Below are 23,657 nucleotides of genomic sequence, written 5' to 3' on the forward strand. Positions count from 1 at the left end.
GCATGCGTCGTTCTAGCAGCTCTTGGCCGGTTGCACGCTCTGGACGGTCGCTCGTGGCAGCGAGATCTGGCCGCCCGTCTCCGTACGGATCGCCACCTGCTGTGGGTCGACCAGGATCAACTCACCGCACATCACACCGGTGTTCGTCCTCACTTGGACCCGATGCGTGGCCGAATCGCTGGTCGTCACCCAGGCGACGACCAGCGCCCCGACTACCAGGATCACTCCCAGGACACAACACACGGAGGCCCAGGCCAGTGCCCGGGTAACCCGTGCCACCTCCTGCTCGGTCCAACGGCGCAGGGCCTGCCCGCCCAGCAGGATCTCGCGTTCCGGAGTCCCGTGCGCCGCCCGTACGGCCAAGAGCGATCCCGTGGTCAACAGCACGAAGGCCGCCACCAGCAGTCCGGTCGCGGTGCCGCGAGCCCAGGCGGGCAGGCCGGTGAGGTCGTCGCGGCCCTTCAACAGTACGAGGACCGCCAGCAGTGCTGTCAGCCCCGTCAGCCCGTTGCGCCACCCTTCGGCCTGTCTGCGCAGTTCCGGCAGTCTGGTGAACTCGAGTTCACGGGCGAGTTCGGCCCAGCGGCGGTCGGAACGGGTGCTCATCGCCGGATCCGCCAGCTCGCGCCACAGCCGACGTACGACGTGTCCGGCGGGCACTGCGGATGGGCGTGACCGCATTCGCACAGGTGTACTTCCGTGAGCAGGGGGTCCGGTTCACCCTCGGCTCTCGGTGTCTGTCCACTCCCGAACAGCAGGCTCAGCACCCCCTTCGCCCCGGTTCCCGGCCGGGCCCACGGGAACAGCGTCCTGGTGGGGCCGTGGCAGCGTGGACACGTCCCGGTGACGATCACTCCTCGCCCGTCCGGGGCGGGCCGCCCGGTGAACAGGGCGCCATCGACCTCGCCGAGATCCTCGTCGGCGTACGGCTTGCCGTGATCGTGCCGGACGGCCCGTGTCATTGCCCCTCCTCTTGCTCGCCGACGCTCTCGATCCGGAATCCGAACATGCCCGCGTACACCTCCAGACGCTCACGCACCCACTCGGGTGTGGCATCGACCGCCCGGGCGCACTGCTCGACCCGCTCCCGGCTCACCGGGCCGGTCAGCGCGGGCAGTCTGCCGTCGAGGCCCTCGGAGAGGATCGTCAGATCCTGCCAGCCGGGCACGACCTCAGGCACGTCGGCGATCGACGGAGGAATCTCCCCCAGCGCCAGATACGGGATGATCCGCCACTGCCAGGTGTGCCGCACCGACTCGCCGAGACGCCCGGCGATGCTGACCAGGTCGAGGGGCAGCAGCGGGGATCCCGGCTCGGAGACGCGGAAGGCCGGGTCGACGGCCACGGCGTCGTGCGGGGTGGGTACGTCGTCCGGCAGCGCGGCCACGGCGTCGTCGGACAGCTCAGGCACCAGGGCGCCGATGGCTCGCAGGGGCGCCAGCTTCCGGTACGCCTCCCGTGAGCCGAGGCTGACGCCACGGGCGTATTCCACCAGACGCTGTGCCGTGAGGGGGACCCAGTGCGGGGTCTCGAACCACTCGCCGCCGTCCTCGTCCATGCCCTGGTCGACCAGCGCCGCGCACTCGTCCCACGACGGGCGGAACGTGCTCAGCACCTCGGGCGGGCGCGGTGCGACCAGGTCGGCGTCCAGCTCCAGTCTCCGGGCTTCCTCGTGCGCGGTGTGCCACAGGAACGAAAGCTCCTGCCGGAGCCGTTGGCTCGCGGTGAACAGCACGGCCGACGTGGCCGGTACGGGATAGTCGGCGCCGTCCCAGCTCGGATCCTCCCCGGAGAAGGCATAGCGGCTGGGCGTGGGCAGATCGTCCCAGGCCTGGAGCAGGGGCGCCGCGTCCGGGAGCGACACGCCGGCCTCCCGCAGCTCGTCGGCGAACCGGGACATCTCTTCCCACGACATCGCGTGCGGTCGCACGAACGCGAGGTCCCGGAGTGACACGCCGTCCTCCAGACGTACGTCTGTGGCGTGCAGCCACCGCGCCAGCGAACCGGTCTCGGGCGAGGGGACCAGGTCCCGTCCGGGCGAGCGCCGCGTGTAGCGCCGAGGGTGGACCAGCCCGAGGGCCTCCGCCTCGCGGGCGAGCAGGCGCTCCGCCTCCCAGACGGAGATCTCGTGCTCCGCGGCCAGTTCGACAGTGGCGGCCCACGGGAGCACGGCGCGGCCGTCGGGGCCGTGGGCGACGTAGTGGCGCAGCAGGGCGGACACGTCGACCGGCACGGCAGCCCACCGGGCGACCAGGGCGGGGTCGGGCACGGGGCGGCCCAGCCACGCGAACTCGGCCAGCCGCCGCTGGGCCTCGCCTGCGTCGAGGTCCGCCGCGGCGGCCACCACCGGCACATCCCAGGGGTGCGTGGCGGGCCGCCAGTGGCTCTCGTCCTCCTGGAGGTAGAGCAGCTTCAGCTCGGTGTCGGTGCAGACGTGGTCGCGATGGCGGTCCGGGACAGGGGGCAGTTGTCCGCTCACGAACGGCGCGTACCGGGCGCAGGCCTCGGCCAGCTCGCCGAGTGCCGTCTGGAACCTCGCGGAGGCGCGGGCAAGGCCCGAGAGATCCTCGGGCGCGTGCTCACAGTAGATCCGCGTGGCGAAGTTCCGCCTCGACGCCCGGCGCCCCCGGATGGACTCCGGGAGGTCCTCCATCGGGTCGCGCTTGCTGCCCAGGAGCCCGGTCATGACGCACCAGTCGGTGAAGGTCGGCTCCCAGTCCAGGTCGCCGCCGCCCCGGACGGCCGGACCCGCCAGCCGGGGATGGACGATGCGCAGGCCCCGCGTCGCGCGGATCACCTCTGCCACGGTCGTCGTCTGCTCGTGGGCGGCCAGGACCGCACGCCGCCAGTCACCCCGGACATCCGCCGCGATGTCCGACCAACCCGGGCAGGGCACGGGATGACCCGACAGGGACAACGGCGCCGCCTGCTGCCCGGCCGCGCGATCGGGTCCGAGGACGGCCAGCCGCCAGGGCCGGACAGCCTCCACGTGCTGGTCGTCCGGCCTGTTCGACCGCTCGCCGATGGAGCCGTCCAGCTTGAACCAGCCGACCTCGTCGAGGTTCACCTGCTGACCGTGCTCGGTCCATGCACGAACCCCCAGTCCCTGCCACGCCCGCCACAGGGTGCGGGCGATCGCAGGCTCGCGCGCTTCCATTTTCCGTAGCCATGCGAGGCTCAACCAGGTCCGGATCCCGGATGCTTGGGCGCCCAGCCGGATCTGCTGCTTCGCCCACGTCCGGTCGTAGCTCTCCAACTTCTTGCGGTTCACGCTGAGTTCGCCCGCGTGTGCGCCCGACAGATTGAGCACGTAGCCGAAGGGCCGCTCGTCGGTGGCGATCCCGTCGCACACGATCGCCCCGTCGCCCCGCACCCACCACAGGGTGCCCGGCACCGCCTCGACGGCCGACTCCGCGGACACCACGCGCGGACCCTCGCCGGACTTGAGGAGCCCGGGCAGCCAGACCTCCTCGGTGCCGTCCTCGCCGCGCACGTCCAGTCGGAACTCGGTGACCCTGATCAGTGTCCTCAGCACCGACACGGCAAAGTCCCCGGCCAGCGCCCTCGCACGGCGCAGGTGCAGCCGGACGCGTGTGCCCCCCTCGGGCAGCGCTGTGCCGTCGCGCCCGTCGTCCTCCCGCACCCGGAAGAGGCTGCCGCTGACCGGGATCTCGACGCGCAGTGCCTTATCGGCCGGGCGGCCGTCCGTGCCGACGGGCCTGGTCACGATCGTCATCCGGTCGGCGAGCATGAAGTAGCTGAAGACACCGATGCCGAAACGGCTGTTGGGGTACAGCCGCAGCGATCTGTCGTGGCGCAGCCAGGCGGCCTGTTCCCGGCGGAAGGCGTGCGACTGGTCGAAGCGGCGACCGGCCCGGGTGAAGGTGTTCTTCAGCTGGTCGACGGTCATGCCGACGCCGTTGTCCACGCACTCGACGTAACGCCCTTGGTCGTCCTCGCCCACCTCGATGCGGATCCGGCCGGCCCACTGCGCGGGTTCCTTGCCGAGGCCGCGCAGGTAGCGGACGCGCATCTCCCGGTAGCGGCAGGCGTCCATGGCGTTCTGGTACAGCTCCCGCAGGGCGAGTTCGGGCTCGCCGTCGTACAGCTTCTCGCCCATCAGCAGCCGGCGGATCTCCGTCTGCGCCAGCGAGAAACGCGCGAGCGGGACGTCGTAGGCGTCCGTCCCGCGCTCGGTGTCCGGTCGAAGCCGGTGGTCGGTCACCCGCGCGGGCACTCCCCTGAGCAGCGCGGCCTCGTCCTCCGGCAGGCGGCGGGCCGACTCGCGCAGCACATGCCCGAGGTCGTCGGCGTCCTCGACGACCGAGGCGAGCGCCGCGTGGATCGCCGGGTGCGGGCAGACCGCGTCGAGATGCAGATGCGACGGCGTGGTCCCGTCCTGGTCGGGGTCCCACAAGGCGTCGCGGAGCACGGTGATCACCTCGCGTGGCACCACCGCATCGGACACGGCGAGATGCTCGGCGAGGACTTCCGGCAGGCACCGGGCGTCGAAGGCGAGCAGCCCGGCGAGCCGTAGTACGGCCGCGAGGGGCCGTACGCGCAGGCGCCACGGAGTCCTTCGTACGACGTGACGGTCCGGCAGGGACAGCCGCTGGCCCTCGGGCGGAGCGCCGAGGACGAGGCCCGCGGCGACCGTACGCAGGGCCGCGGACAGCGCCCCCGCCCGTCCACCGAGCCTCTCGCCCGCCGCCGGCGGAGCCACGTCCAGGAGCCGCGTCACGAAGTCGTCGGCCAGGGCCGCGGGCACGGCCTCCTCGTCGGTCGCGAACCGCTCCGCGATCCAACGGTGCACCAGCCACAGTGCGACGGCGTGACGGTCGTCCGTGGGTGTGTCCACCCACAGGTACCAGTTCCCGAGCTTCTCGGTGATCTGGGGATAGTGCTCGGTGATCTGCTCGTAGTGCCGCCGCAGGTCGTCGGCCTCGCTGTCGCGCCGGACGAACTGGGGATGGAACTCGGAGGCCTGGCTCAGCCGCTCGGCCCAGGCCGCCTCGTGCAGCAGGACTCCGGCGATCAGTGCGGTGACTTCCAGGGCGGACAATTCGACGCCCTTGGGCAGGAGCAGGGGGAGTCGTTCGGTGAGCAGCCGTACCGGGTAGTCGTCGTCGGCCCACGGATCGGGCAGGCGTTCCTGCGCACGGTGGACCTGGCGGGCCGCCTGCGTGGCCAGGGACGCCAGGCAGTCCTGCATGCGGGCGACGGCTGCCGTGTCGCACTCCGGCACGCGTTCCCAGAGCGCCGGTGTGCGCACGGCGTCCTGCCACGCCTCCAGCAGCCGTCTGCCCCTGGCGACCTCCAGGGACCTGGTCTGCGCCGCCAGGTCGACTCCGTAGTGGATCAGCACGGCCTGCGGCTCGGCCCGCGCACGTAACGCCCGCGCCCGTGTCTCCCGCTTGGCCGTCTCGTACACCTGCTCCACGGTCGTGGCCTCGGTCAACGGGTCGAAGGCGCGGGCGAGCGCCAGCGTGAAGAAGCTGCCCGTCTCCGCGAAGCCACTGCGCTCACCGGGGCTGCAGCTCGTCATCATGGCGAAACCGCTGTGCGGCGGACCCTTGACGACGTTGTTGCCGAAGGCGGTGTCCGGTGCGCCCTCCGGCCCGCGGCAGGCGTCGATCAGCCACAGCACGGTGCCGGCACGGCAGTGCCCCAGATACCGGCTGATGTCGGCTTCCAGGAGGGACTCCCGTACGTGGGGCCGGTCCCATCCGGCCGGATCGTCGCCGCCGTCGGCAGGGGCACGGGCATCGGCGGGGACCAGGTAGTCGGTGGTGCCGATCCGCACGCCGTGCCCCGAGAAGTAGAGCAGCAGCGTGCTCCCGGCCGGTGTGCTCGCCGAGAGGTCGGAGATGCGCTCGGTGATCTCGTTGCGGGTGGGGTTGCGCAGTGTCTGCACCGCGTAGCCGCTTCCGCGCAGGGCGGCACTCATGACACGAAGATCCGCGTCGACCGTCGCCCCCAGCGAGGGCAGACGGTGTTCCGCCCCTGGATTGTCGCCCACGCCGACCAGCAGGGCCGTACGTCCGTCGCTCGCCACTCGCCCCCCGTTCCCCTCGTACGCCTCCATGGTTTCACCCGGCCCTGCCGGGAGGGGGTGGATCGGTCGAGTCGACCTCCCTGAAGATACCCCCGGGGGTAATCGTGTACTGTCGAAGACATACCCCCTGGGGTAATTCACCGAGGGATGTTCGATGGAAGGGAGTACCTCGTGTTCTTCGTCGACACGATCGAGGTGCCGGGGCTCGGCAACCGCAGCTATCTGGCGGGCGGCGAGCGGACGGCGGTGGCGGTCGACCCGCCGCGTGACATCGACCAGGTGATCGCGGCGGCGGCCCGGCGCGGGGTGCGGATCTCGCACGTCGTCGAGACGCACGTCCACAACGACTACGTCACCGGCGGCCTGGAGCTGGCCCGGGTCACGGGCGCCGCCTATCTGGTTCCCGCCCTGGCCGCCGTCTCCTTCGAGCGCGTGCCGGTCGAGGACGGCGACCGTACGGTGATCGATGCCGCCGCCGGGCTGACCCTGCGTGCCGTGGCAACGCCCGGGCACACTCCGCACCACACTTCCTACGTGCTGGAGGAGGGCGGAACGGCGGTCTCGGTGTTCACCGGCGGTTCCCTGCTGATCGGCACCGTCGGCCGCCCCGACCTCGTGGAGCCGCGGCTGACCGAGCGCCTCGCCCGTGCGCAGTACGCCTCCGCGCACCGCCTGGCCACCGAGCTGCCCGACGACACCGACGTGCTGCCCACGCACGGCTTCGGCAGCTTCTGCGCGTCGGCGCAGACGGAGGGGGAGCACAGCACGATCGGCAAGGAGAAGGCGTCCAACGCGGCCCTCACCCGGGACGTGGAAGCCTTCGTCGCCGACCTGCTGGCCGGTCTGAGCGACATCCCGGCGTACTACGCACACATGGGTCCGGCCAACGCCGCGGGGCCCGCGCCGGTCGACCTGACCCCGTCCGCCGTGGCCGACGCGGACGAGATCGCCGCCCGGCTGGCCGCGGGGGAGTGGGTGGTGGACCTGCGCAACCGGGTCGCGTTCGCCGCCGGGCACGTGTCGGGCTCGTTCAATTTCGAGGCCGAGGGACAGCTCGCCACCTATCTCGCCTGGCTGATTCCGTGGGGCAAGCCGGTCACGCTGCTCGCCGAGTCCGCCGAGCAGCTCGCCGCGGCGCAGCGAGAGCTGGTCCGCGTGGGCATCGACCGGCCGGCCGCCGCCGCCACCGGGGAACCGGGCGACTGGGTCCGTGAGAACGAGACCCTCGCCTCCTTTCCGCGGGCCACCTTCGCGGACCTCGCCCGCCAGTACCCGGCGGACGGCGTCGTCGTCCTCGACGTCCGGCGTACCGCGGAGCGGGCGGGCGGCTTCATAGAGGGCTCGGTCCACATACCCGTCCACACCCTGCACCGCCGCGTCGACGAGATCCCCGACGGCACGGTGTGGGTGCACTGCGCGGGCGGTATGCGCGCCGCCATCGCCGCCTCCCTGCTGGACGCTGCCGGCCGCGACGTCGTCGCCGTGGACGACGGCTTCGACGCGGCCGGGGACGCCGGGCTCACGGTCCGTACCGCCTGAGCGCAAGACAGGAGCGACAAGCCAAGATGAGCATCTTCCGACGAGACCGGCGCGATCCGGGCCGGGTGACCGTCCAGGAGGCCGCCGCCCGCACCGGTCACGGCAGTGCCGCCGAGGGCGGCGCCGACGCCGTACTGCTGGACGTCCGCGAACCAGATGAATGGCAGGCGGGGCACGCGCCACGGGCCGTGCACCTGCCGCTGTCCGCGCTGGCCGCCGGGGCCGGGCTGCCCACGGGCGCGCAGGCGGGCCCCTTCGTCGTGATCTGCCGCTCGGGGAACCGCTCCCAGCAGGCGGCCGTTCTGCTCGCGGCGCGCGGTGCCGAGGCCGTGGACGTGATAGGCGGCATGCGGGACTGGGAAGCGGCAGGACTGCCCATGGTGGACTCGCGGGGCGGGAACGGGACCGTCGCGTGAGCGCTGTCGTACTCGCCCTGGCCGCCGGTGCCGTCATCGGCGTGGCGCTCGGCGCGCTCGGGGGCGGTGGCAGCGTCCTGGCCGTCCCCGCCCTGATCTACCTGCTCGGTTTCACCCCGGTCGCGGCGACCACCGCCAGCCTCGTCATCGTCACGGTCACCTCGGCCACGGCGCTGTCCGCGCACGCCCGGGACGGTCATGTGCGATGGCGGACCGGGCTGCTGTTCGCAGCGGCCGGGATCGTTCCCGCGATGCTGGGCGGTGCGCTCGCCGGACGGCTGCCCGCCGGTGCTCTGACGGCCGCCTTCGCCGTGGTGGCGGGAACGGCCGCGGTGCGGATGCTACGTCCCCGAGCCGCGGCGGAGACAGCGGTACCGGTGCGACAGGACCGGGCGGCGGCCGCGGGTGCCGGGCTCGGCGCGATCACCGGCGTCCTCGGCGTCGGCGGCGGCTTCCTCGCCGTGCCCGCGCTGGTGAGCGTGCTCGGCATGCGGATGCGTGACGCGGTGGGCACCAGCCTGCTGGTGATCACCGCCAACTCCCTGGCCGCGCTGGCGATGCGCGCCGGTACGGCCGACGGTCTGGACTGGGCCGTCATCGGGCCCTTCGCCGGGGCCGCGGTCCTCGGCGCGTGGGACGGGAAGCGGCTCGGAGCGAAGGTGTCGGGGCACGCGCTGCAGCGGACCTTCGCCCTGGTACTGCTGGCCGTGGCCGCGTACATGATGATCGACACGGTGGTGTGATGCGCTCGCGACCACAACCCCGCGCCGGCCCCCCCTCACGCCAGCGACAGGAAGAGCCTCTCCAGACGGGCCCGCATCTGCTCCGGGTCCTCGCCGTTCTTCCGGCCGGACTCCATGTCGGTGATGCACTGCTGCAGGCCGGTGGCGATGATCGCGAAACCCGCGCGGTCGAGCGCCCGCGACGCGGCGGCGAGCTGCGTGATCACGTCCTCGCAGTCGCGCCCCTCCTCGATCATCCGGATCACGCCGGAGATCTGGCCCTGCGCCCGGCGCAGCCGGTTCAGGACGGACTTCAGCTCCGCACTCGCGAGGTCCAGTTCCACGATCACTCCTCCATAAATACCCCTAGGGGTACTGTACGTCCCGCTACGGGACGGCGTCGAACAGCAAGGATCACATCTGCCATGAGCACCCCACTCGCCCCCATCACCCTCCGCACCGACCAGGCCCGCACCCGGCTGCAGGAGCTGACCGTCATCGACGTACGCACCCCCGGTGAGTACGCCTCGGGCCACCTGCCCGGCGCGCTCAACATCCCCCTGGACCAGATCCGGCGCGCCCTGCCCGAGATCCGGCATGCCGCCGACCGCGGCGACGTCCTGGTTGTGTGCGCCTCCGGAGCCCGCTCCGAGAACGCATGCAAGCTGCTCGTGGAGCAGGGGATCCCCACCGCCACCCTGGCCGGTGGCACCAGCGGCTGGGCGGCGGCGGGCTACGACCTGGAGCAGCCCGCCGCCTGTGACACCCGGGCCGGCTGGAGCATGGAGCGGCAGGTCCGGTTCACGGCGGGCGCACTGGTCCTCGTGGGCATCGGCCTCGGGCTGCTTGTGCACCCGGCCTTCCAGATCCTGTCGGCGGGCGTCGCGGGCGGTCTCGTCTTCTCCGCGCTCACCGACACCTGCGGCATGGCCGCCCTGCTCGGCAAGCTGCCGCACAACCGTCCCCGCGCGGCCGACCTCGACGCCACGCTCACCGCTCTGCGCAGCCGCTGAGTCACATGCTCCGGGGCGCCCACGCACACTGCGCGGACGCCCCGGAGACCAGCAGAGCCGCCGCTCCACGGTGAAACGCCTCACGAGCGCAGCGCGTCCGAGACGGACTCGACGCCACCGTGCGCGGTGACACCGCCGTCCACGGGGATCTCTGCGCCGGTGATGAAGAACGCCTCGTCGGACAGCAGGAACACCACGACCGGGGTGACCTCGGCCACGGAACCAGTGCGGCCGAGCGGGGTCTCGCGGACGTGCGCCTCGCGGAAGGCGGGCGGCGCGGAGGCGGTCATCCCGGTCTCGACGAACCCGGGGTGGACGGTGCTCACCCGGATGCCGCGCGGGCCGAGTTCCGTCGCCGCCGCCTTCGACAGGTCCCGCAGTGCCCACTTGGAGGCCGTGTACGCGACCGGGTAGTGACCGGTGAGCGCGGCGGAGGAGCCGATGTCGACGATGGACGAGCCGGGCGGCATCAGCGGGGAAAGGTGCTGGATGCCGAGCAGCGGGCCGGTGACGTTGACCGCCTGCACCCGGGCGAGGTCTTCCGGGCGCACCTTGCCCAGGCGGGCCCGCCAGGTGACGCCCGCGTTGTTGACCAGGCCGTGGACACCGCCGTACGACTCCCGCAGCTCGGCGGCGAGTTCGGCCCACTCCTCGTCTCTGGTGACGTCGAGGCGGCGGCAGCCGCCCACCGGCTCGATGTCTGTCGCGACGACCAGCGCGCCCTCGCGGGCGAGCGCCTCGGCCTCGGCGGCACCCTGCCCCCGGGCTCCCGGAACGACGACCACCTTGCCCAGGAGCCCCCTGCCGCGCGGGCCGGTCACGGCCGCTCCCGGGTGCGGCGACGGGCGGTGGACAGCGGCACCGGATCGTCGCCCGCGACCACGGTGTTGGACACCGAGCCGAGACCCTCGACGGTGAGGGCGACGGTGTCGCCGGGCTTCAGCGGGGACGGAATGCGCTCCCCGCGCCGGCCCCACAGCTCCGCGAGGCAGCCGCCGTTGCCGCAGGTGCCGGAGCCGAGCACGTCTCCTGGGCGCACCCACGTGCCCCGGGAGGCGTAGGCGACCATCTCCTCGAAAGTCCAGCTCATATTCGACAGCAGGTCCTCGCCCACGACCTCGCCGTTCACCGAGGCGGTCAGCGCGAGCCGCAGGAAGCCGTCCGCGTCCCGGTACGGCTCCAGCTCGTCGGCGGTGACCAGGTACGGGCCGAGGGTGGTGGCGGTGTCCTTGCCCTTGCAGGGGCCGAGGTTGACCTGCATCTCGCGGGACTGGAGGCCGCGTGCGGACCAGTCGTCGAGGGGGCGATGAAGACGAGGTTGGCGGCCGCGGGCCCGGTCTTTCTCGCGGCGCAGACGCAGCCGTACGCCGCCCACGGTGAAGGCGAGCCCGCCAAGCGCGGTACAGGGGGTGAGCGCCGGCCCGGTCAGGCGACTGTGGAGCAAAAGTTCTTGAGTCCCGCGGGTCCGGATCAGATACCGCGTTCGATCGAGTCCATGAGCCGTTGTCCGGCTTCTTGGGCTTGTACGGGAAGCAGGCCGCGCAGGGGGCCGTCGATGAGGAGTACGGCCAGGCCGTGCACGGCGGACCAGACGAAGTATTCGGCGCCGGGGCGGCGGCCGGGGGGCAGGGCGCCGCTCTCGACGAGGTCGTCCAGGGCCGCGCCCAGAAGCTGGAACGCGGTCAAGCCGCCGGGGCCGTCGGCGGATTCGTTTTCGGTGTCGGCCATGTCGGTGGTGGAGAACGCGGCGCGGAACAGCCCCGATTCGGCCTGGGCGAAGCGCAGGTAGCTGGTGGCGAGGGCGCGGATGCGGGCGCGGGCGGACTCGACCGGGTCGTCGGCCGGAGGCAGGGCCGCCAGCTCCGTCTCCATGGCGGCGGCCAGTTGGGCCAGCGCGGCCTGGCGGATGGCGCGCAGAAGGGCGTTGCGGTCGGCGAAGTGGCGGTAGGCGGCGTTGGGGACCACGCCCACCCGCCGGGTGACCTCGCGCAGGACCACCGCGTCCGGCCCGCCGTCGCGGACCAGTTCGAGTCCGGCCTGGATGAGTGCGTTCCGCAGATTGCCGTGCCGGTAGGTGTCGCGCTTCCTTGCGCCGGTCCCGGTCATCGCCACTCCTTTTGTGGACGTCGTCCACATAGCTGTGTAACCTGCGAAGCGTCCGCCCTCACGGTGTGGTGCCCGCTGCGGCGCCGCAATGTGGACATCGTACACAAGGTGCATTGAGCAGCTGGATCGTCCGTTCCGCGGCACTGTGCGGACCGGCAGCGATCCCGCCATCACAGTCATTGACGGGGGATCCATGGACCATGCAGTACGGCTTGAGTCGCTGACCAAGACCTACGGATCGGGCGACAGTGCGGTGACCGCGCTGCGCGACATCCACATCTCCATTCCGAAGCGGAGCTTCACCGCCGTCATGGGGCCGTCCGGCTCGGGGAAGTCGACGCTGCTGCAGTGTGCCGCCGCCCTGGACCGGCCCTCGTCGGGCCGGGTGTTCATCGACGGGACGGATATCGCGGGGCTGAGCGAGACCCAACTCACCGAATTTCGCCGGGAGTCGACCGGTTTTGTCTTCCAGGCTTTCAACCTGCTGCCCTCGCTGACCGCCGAGCAGAATGTGGCGCTGCCGGTGCGGCTGGCCGGGCGCAAGCCCGATCGGCGGACGGTGCAGCAGGCACTCGCCCAGGTGGGGCTGGAGAAGAAGGCAGGGAGCCGTCCCAGTCAGCTCTCCGGCGGCCAGCAGCAGCGTGTCGCCGTCGCCCGCGCGCTGGTGACCCGCCCAGCCGTGCTTTTCGCCGACGAACCCACCGGCGCGCTCGACCTCACCACGGGACGCGAACTGCTGGATGTACTGCGGAAACTGGTCGACAGACCGGCGGACGACGGACTGAGCACGGTGGTGATGGTCACGCACGATCCGAACGTGGCCTCGTTTGCGGACCGGGTGCTGTTCCTCGCCGACGGCAGCCTGGTCGGCGAACTGATCTCTCCCACGTCCGAAGCGGTCGCCGCGCGGATGACCGAGCTGGCGGTGCCGAAGTGCTAGGAGTGGCTTTCCAGACCCTGCGGGGTCGCTGGGTGTCGTTCCTCGGCACCGTTGTGGCGTTGGTACTCGGGGTCGCCCAGGTCGCGGCCATGGGCTTGCTGCTGACGACCACGCTCGATCTGCCGGACCGACCTGTGGAGCGGTTCGCCGACGCCCCGGCCGTGGTGATGCCCTCCGACTCGGCGTGGAATCCCGCCCACCACGACCTCGGCGTCCGCTCGTTGCCGCAGGCCAAGGGCGTATCGCAGGATCTGCTGCGGAAGGTCTCCGGCACCGGCGGCACCGTGGTGGACCGGGCCTTCTACGCCCAGCTCGAAGGCGGCCCCAAGGACCAGGTCGGGCATCCCTGGCCGGTGGCACGGTTCGGCGGGTACACGTTGCAGGAGGGCCGCGCGCCCGCCTCCGACAGGGAGATCGTCGTCGCTTCCGGCCAGGCGCGGACCGGAGACAAGGTGACCGTGCTGACCGCCGCGGGCGTCGGATCGTACACAGTGAGCGGCACCGTCACTCCGGTCGACTGGGAGGACGCGGTCTTCTTCACCGACGCCGAAGCGGCCCGCCTGGCCCCACGGATCGACGCTCTGGTCGCACTCGGTGCGATCGACAAGCTGCGCGAGGCAGTCGGCAAGGACGCCGAGGTGCTCACCGGACAGGACCGTCACAAGGCCGACGCCAGCGAGGACCGCGACCGCGAGGCGCTGGACAACACCATCACCCTGGTGCCGGTGATGGCCAGTGTGGCGGGCACCACAGCGGTGTTCGTGGTGGCCTCCACCTTCGCCTTCGCAGTGATTCAGCGCCGCCGCGAGGTCGCCCTGCTCCGCACTGTGGGTGCCACCCCCCGACAGGTGCGCCGGATGATACGGAACGAGGCGCTGCTGGTCAGCGGCTTCGCGTCGGTGGTGGGTACGGTACTCGGCCTGTTCGGCGCGCAGTTGCTCGCCGACATGCTCATCGGGATGGGTGTCTCACCACCCTGGTTCCGCATCGAACCCTCGCTGCACTGGACCGTGCTGGCGCCTCTCGCCGCCGCCTTCCTGGTCGGCGTCCTGGTGGCGCTCTGCGGTGTGACCGTCGCCGCCCGGCGGGCCGGCACCATCCGTCCCGTCGAGGCGCTGCGCGAGGCGGCGGTCGACGACTCCGGGATGACTCCCGGGCGACTGCTGCTCGGCGCCATCGGGCTGGTCTGCGGAGCCGGGCTGACTGCCTGGATCGCGCTCGGCGACCCCGCCATGGTCCTCTCGCCCAGCGCCTACGCTCTCTCGCTGCTGGTTCCGGTTGTGACCGCCGCTGTACTCGCACCGCTCGCCGTCGGACCGTTCACCCGGCTGTTGATGTGGCCGCTGCGCCGCTTCTCGGGACCCATCGCCATGCTCGTACGGGAGAGCGTGCTGACCTCGCGGCGGCGCACCGCTGCTACAGCCGCGCCCGTCCTGCTCACCGTCGGCCTGACATTTTCGCTGCTGGCCGCCACCGACGCGCTCGGTGCGGCACGCGAGAACGGACTGCAGAACCAGGTGAGGTCGGAGTATGTGCTCGCCCCCGACGGCACTTCGGGTATCAGCCCGCAGGTCGTCGAGAAGGTCTCCCGTATCGACGGCGTGCAGGTCGCGGCCCCCATCCTCACCACCATCTACACCCACGACGAGGACCGGCTGGAGGTGAACGACGGGCTCGTCGTGGACAGTGCCGCGCTGAAGCGGATGATGGACCTGAAGGTGGTCGACGGCTCGTTGGACGCCCTGGACGACAACAGTACGGTCGTGGCCGATCTGTGGGGCATGAAGGTCGGCTCGACGCTCAAGGTCCTGATGGCCGACGGCGAAGAGGCCGACCTGCGCATCGCGGCCACCTACCATGCGCTGCGCGGCGAGGACGTCGCCTATCTGCCCCAGCGGTTCGCCAAGACCGCCGTCTACGCCCGCGACGGACTCGCGCGGCGCGCCTACATCTCACTGGAGTCCGGCACCGACCGCACCGCCGCGACCACGGCAATCCGCCAGGCGGTCGCCGGAACCGGAGCCCGCCTCATCACCAGGGACCAGCTGGTCGCCTCGGAGAGCGCCTACACGCGCCACCTGACCGAGGTGCGGCAGCGCTCCATCACCGTGATCGTCGTGATGTTCTGCTTCATCGCGATCCTCAACACCCTGCTCATGGCGACCGCCGACCGGCGACGCGATCTGGCGGTGCTCCGGATGGCCGGAGCCACCCCGAAACAGGTCATGCGGTTCTTCATTGCTGAATCGCTCCTGGTGACCGCCATCGGGGTGGCACTGGCACTGATCGCGACCGCGCTCAACCTCACCGGTTTGGGGGGCGCACTGCACCAGCTGTTCGGCACAACCCCCATCACGGTGCCCTACGCAGCGATCACTGGCATCACTGTCATGTCCACGCTGCTCGCCGTGGCCGGAACCGTGCTGCCCGTCAGCGCGGCACTGCGCGCCAGGACGGTTCAGCTCGTCGGCACCCGCGACTAGCCACACAGAACCGTTCCCGCAAAAAGCTTGCGCGGTGTGGTGCCGCTCTCTGCCGGGAGCGGACCGCATACTGACGTCGCCTACTTGGCGTCGGCAGTGCGGCGCTCGGGCCCGAGGCTGTGCGCAGCGGCAGCATCATCCCAGGTGCCCTCGCTGATGGGCAGGCCGACCCTCGAGCAGGTCGTGAATCCCGGCACCACGCCGGCTCTGAGTGGTGCTGTCGACGACCCGCTACATCGACGCCGCGGTCGCCCAGCTCCGCCCCGAGGGCCACGAGATCCGCGAGGAGGAGATCGCGCGGCTGTCGCCGCTGAAGCACCAGAACCTCAATGTGCTGGGCCGCTGCAGCTTCACGTCCCTGTCCCGCGATGGGCTGCGGCCTCTGCGTGACCTGGATGCGGTCGAGCTCGACGTGACGACGACGGAGAGGAGCGACGGGCGCTGCCGCAGCGCTGGCCCCGGCCCCGCCGAGGAGACTACGTACGGGCTGCAGGTGGCCCCTGCCCTGCAGTCCGGACGGTCGTTGAGCGGGGCGCGGGAAGGGACTGGGCGAGGAAATCCAGGACAGCGACGGGGCCCGGAGGGATCCGGACCGCTGTGATTCCGGCCGATCAGAGGTCTGTCAGACGGTCGGAGCCTCGGCGATGCGATAGCCCACCCCGGGCGTCGTCGTGACGACCGGCGGGCTGCCCAACTTGCGACGCAACCGGCCGATGGTGACGGTCACCGTGTTGGTGAACGGGTCGGCGTTCTCGTCCCACACCTGTTCCAGGAGGGCCTCCGTGCTCAGGAAGCCTGGACTGGCGCGCAGCAGCGCCTCCAGGACGGCGAACTCCTTGACGGACAGCTCCAGCGGACGGCCGTCGCGGAGGGCGGTCCGGCGTATCGGGTCGAGTTCGAGGCCGGCGGCGCGCAGCGTGCGGGCCCGGGCGGCCGGCCTGCGGCGGGCCAGGGACCGAATGCGCAGGATCAGCTCCGGGAAGTGGAAGGGCTTGGCAAGGTAGTCGTCGGCGCCGAGGGTGAGACCGCTGACCCGGTCGCCGGGCGCCCCAGCCGCAGTCAGCATCAGCACCATCGCGCGATCGTCCCGCTCGGTGATCATCTGGCAGAGCGTGTCGCCGTGGATGCCGGGCAGGTCGCGGTCGAGGACCACCACGTCGTACGCGTTCAGGTCGAGCTTGGCAGCGGCAGCCAGACCGTCGTGCGTGACGTCGACGGCCATCCCCTGATCCCGCAGTCCCTCGGCGACGACCTCGGCGAGCGACCGCGCGTCCTCCACGACCAGAACCCTCACGATGTCACCTTTCCGACCCGGCCGCCGACGGCAGCGCCGCCGCAACGCACAGGCCGCCCTCCGACCGGGCCAGGAGGGCGAGGCGGCCGCCGTGGGCTGCGACGATCGCTGCGACGATCGACAACCCCAGGCCGGAACTCCCCTCCGATCCCGTCCGGTCGGCGCCGAGCCGCTCGAACGGCTGCGTCAGCCGGTCTACCTGGCCCTGGTCGAGGACGTGCCCGCCGGTCTCGACGACGAGGCGTGCCTCGGTGTCGTCGTGTTCGGTGGTGATCCGGATCCAGCCGCTCTCCTGGTTGTGCACGATCGCGTTGTCGACCACGTTCTCCACCAACCGGGTCAGCAGCGCCGGGCTGCCCCGCGTCCAGGCGTTCGGCCGTACCTCGTCGTCGACGGTCAGCGTCTTCGCGGCGATGTCGGCGGCCCGGGCGGTCAGCGCCTCCCGCGCCAGCTCGCCGAGCGACACGGGGGTCCGGTCGGTGAGGGTGCCGTGCTGCGCCCGGGCAAGGACGAGGAATCCGTCCAGCAGGTGATCCACTCGGTCCAGCTCGGTCCGCAACCGGCCGGCGAGCGCGACAGTCTGCGCCGCGGGCTCCGGTTTGGCGACGGCCACGTCCAGCGACGCCCGCATCGTCGCCAGCGGCGTACGCAGTTCGTGCGAGGCGTTGCCGACAAACCGGCGCTGCGCGACGAACGAGGCTTCGAGGCGTTCCAGAAGACCGTCGACCGTGTCGGCGAGCTCCTTGACCTCGTCGACGGGTCCGGCCACGGCGAGCCGCTGATGCAGGTTCTCTGCGGAGATCCGCCGCGTCGCCGTGGTGATCAGCCGCAGCGGGCGCAGCACTCGGCCGGCGAGGGCCCGGCCGAGCAGGAGCGAGACGCCCACCATCACCACCAGCGCGATCAGCGAGCCGACCATCAGCTGGTGGTCCTGCTGCCCATGCACGTCCGAGAGTTGCCTCTCCAGATCCCGGATCTGCTGCTCGGTGGCGGCGAGGCTCGACTGGCCGGTCGGGGGCTGTTCGGGAGCGACGCTGGTCACCCGGACACCGGACATCAGGTAGGTCAGGGCGAGCAGCACGATTCCGGACCCGAGGAATCCCGCAGCGTACAAGATCGTGAATCGCCGTCCGACGGTCCCGCTCCGCACCTTGCCCATGTTCCTCTTCCCGCTCAGGTCCGGCCGGACTCAGGATGCCCCGCCGCACCTAACAGCGACATGACAGGGGCAGTTCGGACCACGTTACGGCCGAATCCGTAGAACCGGGTCCATGCTGACGACCAACGAACTGCTCCGACGTGAGTGGACCAGGTTCCGACGTCCGGGCCGACTGATCGCGATGGCGGTTGCGGCCCTGGTCGTCGTCACCATCGGTCTGCTCTACGCGTTCGGCAACCATGCGTCCTGCGAAGGCCCGTGCCCGGCTGAACCAACCGGGCCGGACGGCTCCCTCGTCAACGACCAGTTCTACTTCCTGCATCGCGATCTGGGTGAGAACGGCAGCATCACGGTCCGGATGACGTCCATGACGGGCACGATCACCTACCCGCCGCCGAACCATGACCAGATCGTCCCGGGCCTGGTGCCGTGGGCGAAGGCCGGGATCATCATCAAGGACGGTGTCCGCCAGGGATCCTCCTACGCGGCGTTGATGCTCACGGGCAGCCACGGCGTGCGGATGCAGTACGACTACCGCCATGACACCGCAGGCAGCGACGGTGGGGTCTCGGCCAAGTCGCCGCGCTGGCTGCGGCTGACGCGGTCGGGCGACACCGTCACCGGCTATGAGTCCGCCGACGGCGAGCGGTGGGCGAAGGTCGGCACCGCGCAGCTGTCCGGGCTGCCCAAGACCATGCAAGTCGGACTGTTCGCCACCTCTCCCGGCGACCTGACGCTGCGGCGTGTCGGCCTCGGCGGCGCCACGGAAGAGGTGCGCTTCACGCAGGCCGGCGGTGTCTTCGACCACGTCGGCCTCAAGGGTGCGGCCTCCGCCCGGGGCTGGAACAGCGACGCCGTCGGCGAGATGAACCAGACCGACTGGGAGAAGTACCACAAGGCGTCCGGGGCGGTTGAGGCGAACGGCACGATCACCGTCACCGGCACCGGCGACATCGGGCCGGGAGGTACCGAGAACGGCGGCCGCCCAGTGGAGCGTACCCTCGGCGGCCTGGCCCTCGGGCTGCTCATCGTGCTCGTGGTCGCGGTGCGGTTCATCACCTCCGCGTACCGCCGCGGACCCACGGGCGGCGCTCCGGTCAGCCGCCGGGAGCTCGCGGCGAAGGCGATCGTCGTCGGAGCCGTCACGTTCGTGACCGGTCTCCTGGCCGTGGGCACGGTGATCCCGACCGGCCTGGCGATCCTGAAGGGGAACGGGATCCCTGTCGTCGGAATGTCCGCGCTCACCGGAGTGCGGGTCGTCGTCGGCACGGCCGCTGTGCTCGCCCTCGCCGCTGTGCTCGCTCTCGCGCTCGGCGCCCTGCTCCGGCGGGCCTGGCTCGCGGTCCTCGCCGCCGTCCTCGCGATCGTGGTCCCATACGTTGTGACCTCCTTCCCGCTGCTGACCGACGGCCTGTCACAGTGGCTGCTGCGGGCCACTCCGGCCGCCGGATTCGCCGCCCAGCAGACCCTCATCGAATATCCGCAGGTCGTCGCCCACTATGCGCCCTCCGCCGGATACTTCCCGCTTCCGTGGTGGGCCGGGATCGCTGTGCTGTGTGCGTACACGGTGATGCTGCTGGGGCTTGCTCTGTGCCGCCTGCCGCAGAGCGATCAGCGGGCCGAGCGGCCCGGGGACTGGAGGTGACCCATGAGGGCGCAGAAGCCCACGAGTTCCTGCGCCCTCACCGCGGGCTGCCGGAATGCGGCGACGTTGCGAGCGACCGGGGCGGCAAAGTGACGACGCTGTGCGCCGGGGTTCGGCGAGACTGCCGCCATGGTATGACGCCCGATCAGGCTGGCAATATCCGTAGTCGCGTGCGTCGATGCCCAAACTCCTATGCACGCGAGGTTCGGCGCTGCTCCACGGCCTGCTCAACGTGCTCTCTGGTGAACTCTTTGTAGATGCGCTCGCCATGGGCGTCGGCGACGACGGCTTTCGCGCCCGCCCGACGCAGGACTGCGGCACAAGGGCGCGGCCGACGACTCCGATGGCTTCGTCGACGAGTACTCGCTTGGTGACTCCTGATGCCTGGTCCCCGGCGAGTGCGCATGCCTCACGGGCGCCGACGGCGCACGGCATGTGAGCGCTGGGGGAGTCCGTACGCCGGAAGCGGATCCGGACAGTGGCGTGCGGTAGGCACGACTATGGGGCGTCCCTGTGCGCGAGCAGCAAGGTGTTCCAACTCCCACCCATCGGGCGGGAGTTCACGTCTCAAGCCCCGAATGAACAGCCATGACTGAAAAGAGAAGGGTTTTTCTCGGTCGGGCGTCACACGATGGAATGATCTCGGCGTGCGGTCACTACGATCGCATCTCAAGACAACCATTCGACCGGCCCCTAAAGTGACGGCCGGTCAGGGTCGCCGATGCCAGGGTCCGCTCCCCGGGCTGCGGTGATCTTCCTGTCCAGGAGGACCTTCCGCATGTTCCGACGCATTGGGAATGCCGTCGTCCGTCATCCCGTCTGGACGATCGTGGCATGGCTCATCGCGGCGGTGGCGATCGTCGCCACCGCGCCGAGCCTGCCCTCGAACAGCGACGAGAGCAGTTTCCTGCCAAAGAGTTACGAGTCGATCAAAGCGGCGGAGCTACAGGAGAGGGCGTTCCCCAGCGCCTTCACCCCGTCCGCGATCGCGCTGTACCAACGCACCGACGGCGGCAAGCTCACCGCCGCCGACAAACAGGACATCGCCCGGATCACTTCACAGCTGGGCAACAAGCACATCGACCAGGTGCAGAAGGTCGTCCCCGGCCAGCCGTCCAAGGACGGCAGGTATGACCTGACCCTGGTGCAGATGGACAGCAAGAACGCCGGCCAGCCCAAACAGATCGACGCGGCCAAGGTGTTGCGCGACGACGTCAAGGAACTGGCCAAGGGCACGAACCTCGACGTCAAGCTCGGTGGCTCGGCCGCGCAGGCCCTGGACCAGCAGGACTCGTCCAAGCGGGGCCAGGCACTGATCGGTATCGGCACCTTCGCGATCATCCTGGTCACCCTGCTGATCATCTTCCGTGCGCCGATCCTTGCGATCCTCCCCCTGGTCCTGATCGGCCTGGTGTCGGCCGTCGCCAACGGCCTGATCGCCTACGCCACCAAGCTGTTCGACCTGCAGGCCAACAGCTCGATCTCGTCGATCCTGATCGTCGTGCTCTTCGGCGTGGGCACGGACTACTTCCTCTTCCTGATGTTCCGCTACCGCGAGCGCCTGCGCGCCGGCGACGAGCCGAAACAGGCCATGATCAACGCGGTCGACCGGGTCGGCGAGGCCATCGCCTCGGCCGCCGGAGCGGTCATCATCGCCTTCCTCGCGCTGGTGCTGTCCACGCTCGGCTTCCTCAAGCAGATGGGCCCGGCACTCGCCATCGCGGTCGCCGCCACGCTGGTCGCGGGCCTGACCCTGATCCCGGCCGTGGTCTCGCTCATCGGACCGAAGGTCTTCTGGCCCTCCAAGTCCTGGCAGCGGGAGCCGGAGAACGCCCGGTTCGCCGCCCTCGGCCGCGGCGTGCAGCGCCGTCCGGCGCTGACCGCCGCGGTGTCCGGCCTCGTCCTGGTCGCACTGTCGCTCGGCACCCTCGGCTTCAACGCCACGTTCGACCTGGCGGCGGGCTCCATGCCCAAGACCAAGGAGTCCATGGTCGTCCAGGACGAGATGCAGAAGGCGTACTCGGCGGGCGCCGCCGCACCCACCGACGTCTTCCTGTCCAGCACCGACGGCCAGCAGCTGGACAAGTCCGGCCTGGACGCGTACGCGCAGAAGCTCGGGGCTGTGGACGGCGTCGCGAACGCCCGCCTTACCCAGCTGAACAAGGGCGGCACCACCGCCGACTTCACCGTCACGCTCAAGTACGAGGCGTCGACGGACAAGGCGATCGATGCCGTGGGCGAGGTGCGCGACGTCGCGCACTCCGACGCCCCCAAGGGCACCGAAGCCGTCGTCGGCGGCATGTCCTCGATCTACAAGGACATCGCCACGGCCGTCAATCACGACTACCGGACGGTCTTCCCCGTCGCCGCCCTCCTCATCATGATCATCCTGGGGCTGCTGCTGCGCAGTGTGGTCGCCCCCTGGTACCTGATGGCCTCGGTGGGCCTCGGCTTCGGTGCCACCCTCGGTGCCACGGTCTGGATCTTCCAGGAGGGGCAGGGGCACTCGGGTCTGATGTTCATGCTCCCGGTGATCATGTACCTGTTCGTGGTCGCCATCGGCACCGACTACAACATCCTCATGATCGCCCGGCTCCGCGAGGAGGCCCGCGAGGGCCGCGAGCCCCGCGAGGCGGCCGGCATGGCGCTCCGGCACGCCGGGCCGACCGTGGCGGCGGCCGGCTTCATCCTGGCGGCTACCTTCGCCACCATGATGCTGGCGGGCAACTCGCTGCTGACGGAGATGGGTTTCGCGGTCTCCTTCGGCATCGCGGTCGCCGCCTTCGTGATGGCGATGTTCTTCACGCCGAGCCTCACCGCGCTGATCGGCCACGCGGCGTGGTGGCCGGGCCACGGGGACCAGGCACGGGAAGCGGCCGGTGCCGGATCGCCTGACACCGGTTCGGTTCCCGGCCAGAACCGGGACACGGTTGCACCCGATCCGTCGGGCCGCCGCGGCTAGCGGCACGAGGACGGAGCAGGTCTGCCGGGCCGCACAGCCCGGCAGACCCGACCCGCCGTCATCGCAGCGGCCGACGCGAGAGGAAGATCACGAAGGACGACGCGGTCTTGGCCATGCACGCGCCACGCGGTACGGTCTGTCCGATATCGACGACGGCGAGACGGAAGCCGGTGGGAATCCGGAACGGTCGCGCCACTGTATGCGGAACACCCCTGGGTGTCCCGTGAGTCAGACCCGTGGCCGTCGTCATGTGCACCACCGAGATGGGACGCGAACTCCCAGAGGAGGTCCTGCCATGGCGCAGACCGTCGCCCAGCCGACAGCCACCACCCCCGCCGTTCCCGCCACGCTGCCGCTCAAGGCGATCGCTCCGTGGGCGGTCTTCTTCGGCATCCTCATGCTCGTCCTGCTGTACTTCGTCGGTGCCGAGCAGGGCGCCACCTCCGTGTTCAACGGCACGGACGTCCACGAGTGGGTGCACGACGCACGCCACCTGCTCGGCTTCCCCTGCCACTGACGCGAGGGACGCCGCTCAGCCATGAACTCCGCAACCGTGAGAAACCTTCTCGTCCGGGGCATGCTCGCCGGCCTGGCCGCCGGCGTGCTCGCCCTGGTCGCCGCCTACTTCCTGGGTGAGCCGAACGTCGACAGCGCGATCAGCTTCGAGGACGCCCACACTCACGAGCACGGGATGGAGGTCGTCTCCCGCTCCCTGCAGTCCACCCTGGGCCTCGCCACCGGTGTCCTCGTCTACGGGGTCGCCTTCGGCGGCATCGCCGCGCTCGCCTTCTGCGTCGCGCTCGGCCGTGTCGGCCGCTTCAGCCCGCGGGCGACCGCACTGCTGCTGTCCGGCTGCGCGCTGCTCGCCGTGTACGTCGTCCCGTTCCTGAAGTACCCGGCCAACCCGCCGTCGGTCGGCGAGCCCGACACCATCGGCAGGCGGACGACCCTGTACTTCCTGATGATGCTGCTCAGCGTGCTCCTGGCGGTCGCCGCCACCATCCTGGGCAAGCGCCTCGCACCCACCCTGGGCACCTGGTACGCGACTGTCCTCGCGGTCGCCGCCTTCGCCGTCGCGATCGGCCTGGCCTACGCCTTCCTGCCGGTCGTCAACGAGGTGCCGAAGGACTTCCCGGCCACCCTGCTGTGGCGGTTCCGCCTCTCCGCACTGGCCATCCAGGCCGTTCTGTGGGGCGGATTCGGCCTGCTCTTCGGCGAGTTGGCCGAGCGGCAGCTGAACCCGAAGCCCGCGACCGCCGCGTCCGGGCGAAGAGTTCCCGCCACGCACTGATCCCTTCAGGACACGACAGGGCCCTTCGGAAC

Annotated in this window: 18 protein-coding genes, 2 pseudogenes and 1 riboswitch; of the genes and pseudogenes, 11 read left to right on the top strand and 9 right to left on the bottom strand. The window is 70.8% G+C overall.

Annotated features, from left to right (window positions below; all coding sequences use genetic code 11):
- Window positions 1–12 precede the first annotated feature (12 nt).
- From ACFY3C_RS07725 to ACFY3C_RS07735, 3 genes are read right to left on the bottom strand one after another with little or no spacing between them, the layout of a single operon-like run.
- Window positions 13–606 carry a hypothetical protein gene (locus ACFY3C_RS07725; RefSeq protein ID WP_390770115.1) on the bottom strand — a complete coding sequence of 198 codons (594 nt, stop codon included), beginning with the start codon at window positions 604–606 and terminating at the stop codon, window positions 13–15.
- Entirely contained in the window at window positions 603–962 is a 360-nt protein-coding gene (locus tag ACFY3C_RS07730) for a hypothetical protein (RefSeq protein ID WP_390770116.1), read from the bottom strand. Before ACFY3C_RS07730 ends, ACFY3C_RS07725 begins: the two co-directional genes overlap by 4 nt.
- On the bottom strand, window positions 959–6,055 hold the full coding sequence (locus ACFY3C_RS07735) for a caspase family protein (protein WP_390770117.1): 5,097 nt from the start codon (window positions 6,053–6,055) through the stop codon (window positions 959–961). The genes ACFY3C_RS07730 and ACFY3C_RS07735 overlap by 4 nt, the downstream gene beginning before the upstream one ends.
- A gap of 171 nt (window positions 6,056–6,226) precedes the next feature.
- Between ACFY3C_RS07735 and ACFY3C_RS07740 the strand changes: the two genes are divergently transcribed.
- The 3 genes from ACFY3C_RS07740 to ACFY3C_RS07750 are packed head-to-tail and all read left to right on the top strand — an operon-like array spanning window position 6,227 to window position 8,753.
- Complete coding sequence (locus ACFY3C_RS07740; RefSeq protein WP_390770118.1) at window positions 6,227–7,594, top strand: rhodanese-like domain-containing protein; 1,368 nt, start codon at window positions 6,227–6,229, stop codon at window positions 7,592–7,594.
- Between the two features lie 26 nt (window positions 7,595–7,620).
- Entirely contained in the window at window positions 7,621–8,010 is a 390-nt protein-coding gene (locus tag ACFY3C_RS07745) for a rhodanese-like domain-containing protein (RefSeq protein ID WP_390770119.1), read from the top strand.
- Window positions 8,007–8,753: a sulfite exporter TauE/SafE family protein gene (locus tag ACFY3C_RS07750; RefSeq protein WP_390770120.1), complete on the top strand. Its 747-nt coding sequence runs from the start codon at window positions 8,007–8,009 to the stop codon at window positions 8,751–8,753. Before ACFY3C_RS07745 ends, ACFY3C_RS07750 begins: the two co-directional genes overlap by 4 nt.
- Window positions 8,754–8,788: 35 nt before the next feature.
- Here the strand turns inward: ACFY3C_RS07750 and ACFY3C_RS07755 are convergent, their stop codons facing one another.
- Window positions 8,789–9,076 carry a metal-sensitive transcriptional regulator gene (locus ACFY3C_RS07755; protein WP_389172933.1) on the bottom strand — a complete coding sequence of 96 codons (288 nt, stop codon included), beginning with the start codon at window positions 9,074–9,076 and terminating at the stop codon, window positions 8,789–8,791.
- A gap of 81 nt (window positions 9,077–9,157) precedes the next feature.
- Here ACFY3C_RS07755 and ACFY3C_RS07760 point away from each other — a divergent pair, with 81 nt between their 5' ends.
- Entirely contained in the window at window positions 9,158–9,745 is a 588-nt protein-coding gene (locus ACFY3C_RS07760; protein WP_386577638.1) for a rhodanese-like domain-containing protein, read from the top strand.
- An 80-nt stretch (window positions 9,746–9,825) separates the two neighbouring features.
- On the opposite strand, the gene ACFY3C_RS07765 is transcribed toward ACFY3C_RS07760, so the two are convergent.
- The 3 genes and pseudogenes from ACFY3C_RS07765 to ACFY3C_RS07775 all read right to left on the bottom strand — a co-directional run bounded on the left by ACFY3C_RS07765 (window position 9,826) and on the right by ACFY3C_RS07775 (window position 11,851).
- Complete coding sequence (locus ACFY3C_RS07765; RefSeq protein ID WP_390770121.1) at window positions 9,826–10,566, bottom strand: SDR family NAD(P)-dependent oxidoreductase; 741 nt, start codon at window positions 10,564–10,566, stop codon at window positions 9,826–9,828.
- Window positions 10,563–11,042, bottom strand: a pseudogene (locus ACFY3C_RS07770) (fumarylacetoacetate hydrolase family protein); the annotation flags it as partial. The gene ACFY3C_RS07765 and the pseudogene ACFY3C_RS07770, both read right to left, overlap by 4 nt.
- A 173-nt stretch (window positions 11,043–11,215) precedes the next feature.
- The gene (locus ACFY3C_RS07775) at window positions 11,216–11,851 is read right to left on the bottom strand and encodes a TetR/AcrR family transcriptional regulator (RefSeq protein ID WP_390770122.1); all 636 of its coding nucleotides are present in this window, start codon (window positions 11,849–11,851) and stop codon (window positions 11,216–11,218) included.
- A 193-nt stretch (window positions 11,852–12,044) separates the two neighbouring features.
- Between ACFY3C_RS07775 and ACFY3C_RS07780 the strand changes: the two genes are divergently transcribed.
- The 3 genes and pseudogenes from ACFY3C_RS07780 to ACFY3C_RS07790 form a co-directional block, all read left to right on the top strand.
- Window positions 12,045–12,791: an ABC transporter ATP-binding protein gene (locus ACFY3C_RS07780; RefSeq protein ID WP_390770355.1), complete on the top strand. Its 747-nt coding sequence runs from the start codon at window positions 12,045–12,047 to the stop codon at window positions 12,789–12,791.
- Between the two features lie 2 nt (window positions 12,792–12,793).
- Window positions 12,794–15,274, top strand: a complete 2,481-nt coding sequence (locus tag ACFY3C_RS07785; protein ID WP_390770123.1) for an FtsX-like permease family protein — start codon at window positions 12,794–12,796, stop codon at window positions 15,272–15,274.
- Window positions 15,275–15,485: 211 nt separating this feature from the next.
- A pseudogene (locus ACFY3C_RS07790) lies at window positions 15,486–15,686 on the top strand (Tn3 family transposase); the annotation flags it as partial.
- Window positions 15,687–15,896: 210 nt separating this feature from the next.
- Here the strand turns inward: ACFY3C_RS07790 and ACFY3C_RS07795 are convergent.
- Entirely contained in the window at window positions 15,897–16,568 is a 672-nt protein-coding gene (locus tag ACFY3C_RS07795) for a response regulator transcription factor (RefSeq protein ID WP_390770124.1), read from the bottom strand.
- A 4-nt stretch (window positions 16,569–16,572) separates the two neighbouring features.
- Window positions 16,573–17,682, bottom strand: coding sequence for a sensor histidine kinase (locus ACFY3C_RS07800; protein ID WP_390770125.1), 1,110 nt, complete (start codon window positions 17,680–17,682; stop codon window positions 16,573–16,575).
- A 157-nt stretch (window positions 17,683–17,839) separates the two neighbouring features.
- On the opposite strand from ACFY3C_RS07800, the gene ACFY3C_RS07805 reads away from it, so the two are divergent.
- From ACFY3C_RS07805 to ACFY3C_RS07820, 4 genes are all read left to right on the top strand, one after another.
- Entirely contained in the window at window positions 17,840–19,372 is a 1,533-nt protein-coding gene (locus ACFY3C_RS07805; protein WP_390770126.1) for a hypothetical protein, read from the top strand.
- 778 nt (window positions 19,373–20,150) lie between these two features.
- Window positions 20,151–22,334 (top strand): MMPL family transporter, encoded by a 2,184-nt coding sequence (locus ACFY3C_RS07810; protein ID WP_386577639.1) that lies wholly within the window; start codon window positions 20,151–20,153, stop codon window positions 22,332–22,334.
- Window positions 22,335–22,450: 116 nt separating this feature from the next.
- Window positions 22,451–22,593: riboswitch (cobalamin riboswitch) on the top strand.
- A gap of 36 nt (window positions 22,594–22,629) precedes the next feature.
- Window positions 22,630–22,851 (top strand): CbtB-domain containing protein, encoded by a 222-nt coding sequence (locus ACFY3C_RS07815; protein WP_086692985.1) that lies wholly within the window; start codon window positions 22,630–22,632, stop codon window positions 22,849–22,851.
- A gap of 21 nt (window positions 22,852–22,872) precedes the next feature.
- A complete protein-coding gene (locus tag ACFY3C_RS07820) occupies window positions 22,873–23,625 on the top strand; it encodes a CbtA family protein (protein WP_386577640.1) in 753 nt (250 codons plus the stop codon).
- Window positions 23,626–23,657 lie beyond the last annotated feature (32 nt).

Origin of the sequence: Streptomyces sp. NPDC001410 (genome assembly GCF_042895235.1) — a bacterium.
GTDB lineage: Bacteria > Actinomycetota > Actinomycetes > Streptomycetales > Streptomycetaceae > Streptomyces.

What these genes read in the sequence shown, in the direction of transcription:
- ACFY3C_RS07760 (WP_386577638.1), top strand. Translation starts at nt 9,158, where the DNA reads ATGAGCACCCCACTCGCCCCCATCACCCTCCGCACCGACCAGGCCCGC.
- ACFY3C_RS07745 (WP_390770119.1), top strand. Translation starts at nt 7,621, where the DNA reads ATGAGCATCTTCCGACGAGACCGGCGCGATCCGGGCCGGGTGACCGTC.
- ACFY3C_RS07820 (WP_386577640.1), top strand. Translation starts at nt 22,873, where the DNA reads ATGAACTCCGCAACCGTGAGAAACCTTCTCGTCCGGGGCATGCTCGCC.
- ACFY3C_RS07805 (WP_390770126.1), top strand. Translation starts at nt 17,840, where the DNA reads ATGCTGACGACCAACGAACTGCTCCGACGTGAGTGGACCAGGTTCCGA.
- ACFY3C_RS07725 (WP_390770115.1), bottom strand. Translation starts at nt 606, where the DNA reads ATGAGCACCCGTTCCGACCGCCGCTGGGCCGAACTCGCCCGTGAACTC.
- ACFY3C_RS07775 (WP_390770122.1), bottom strand. Translation starts at nt 11,851, where the DNA reads ATGACCGGGACCGGCGCAAGGAAGCGCGACACCTACCGGCACGGCAAT.
- ACFY3C_RS07730 (WP_390770116.1), bottom strand. Translation starts at nt 962, where the DNA reads ATGACACGGGCCGTCCGGCACGATCACGGCAAGCCGTACGCCGACGAG.
- ACFY3C_RS07810 (WP_386577639.1), top strand. Translation starts at nt 20,151, where the DNA reads ATGTTCCGACGCATTGGGAATGCCGTCGTCCGTCATCCCGTCTGGACG.
- ACFY3C_RS07815 (WP_086692985.1), top strand. Translation starts at nt 22,630, where the DNA reads ATGGCGCAGACCGTCGCCCAGCCGACAGCCACCACCCCCGCCGTTCCC.
- ACFY3C_RS07780 (WP_390770355.1), top strand. Translation starts at nt 12,045, where the DNA reads ATGGACCATGCAGTACGGCTTGAGTCGCTGACCAAGACCTACGGATCG.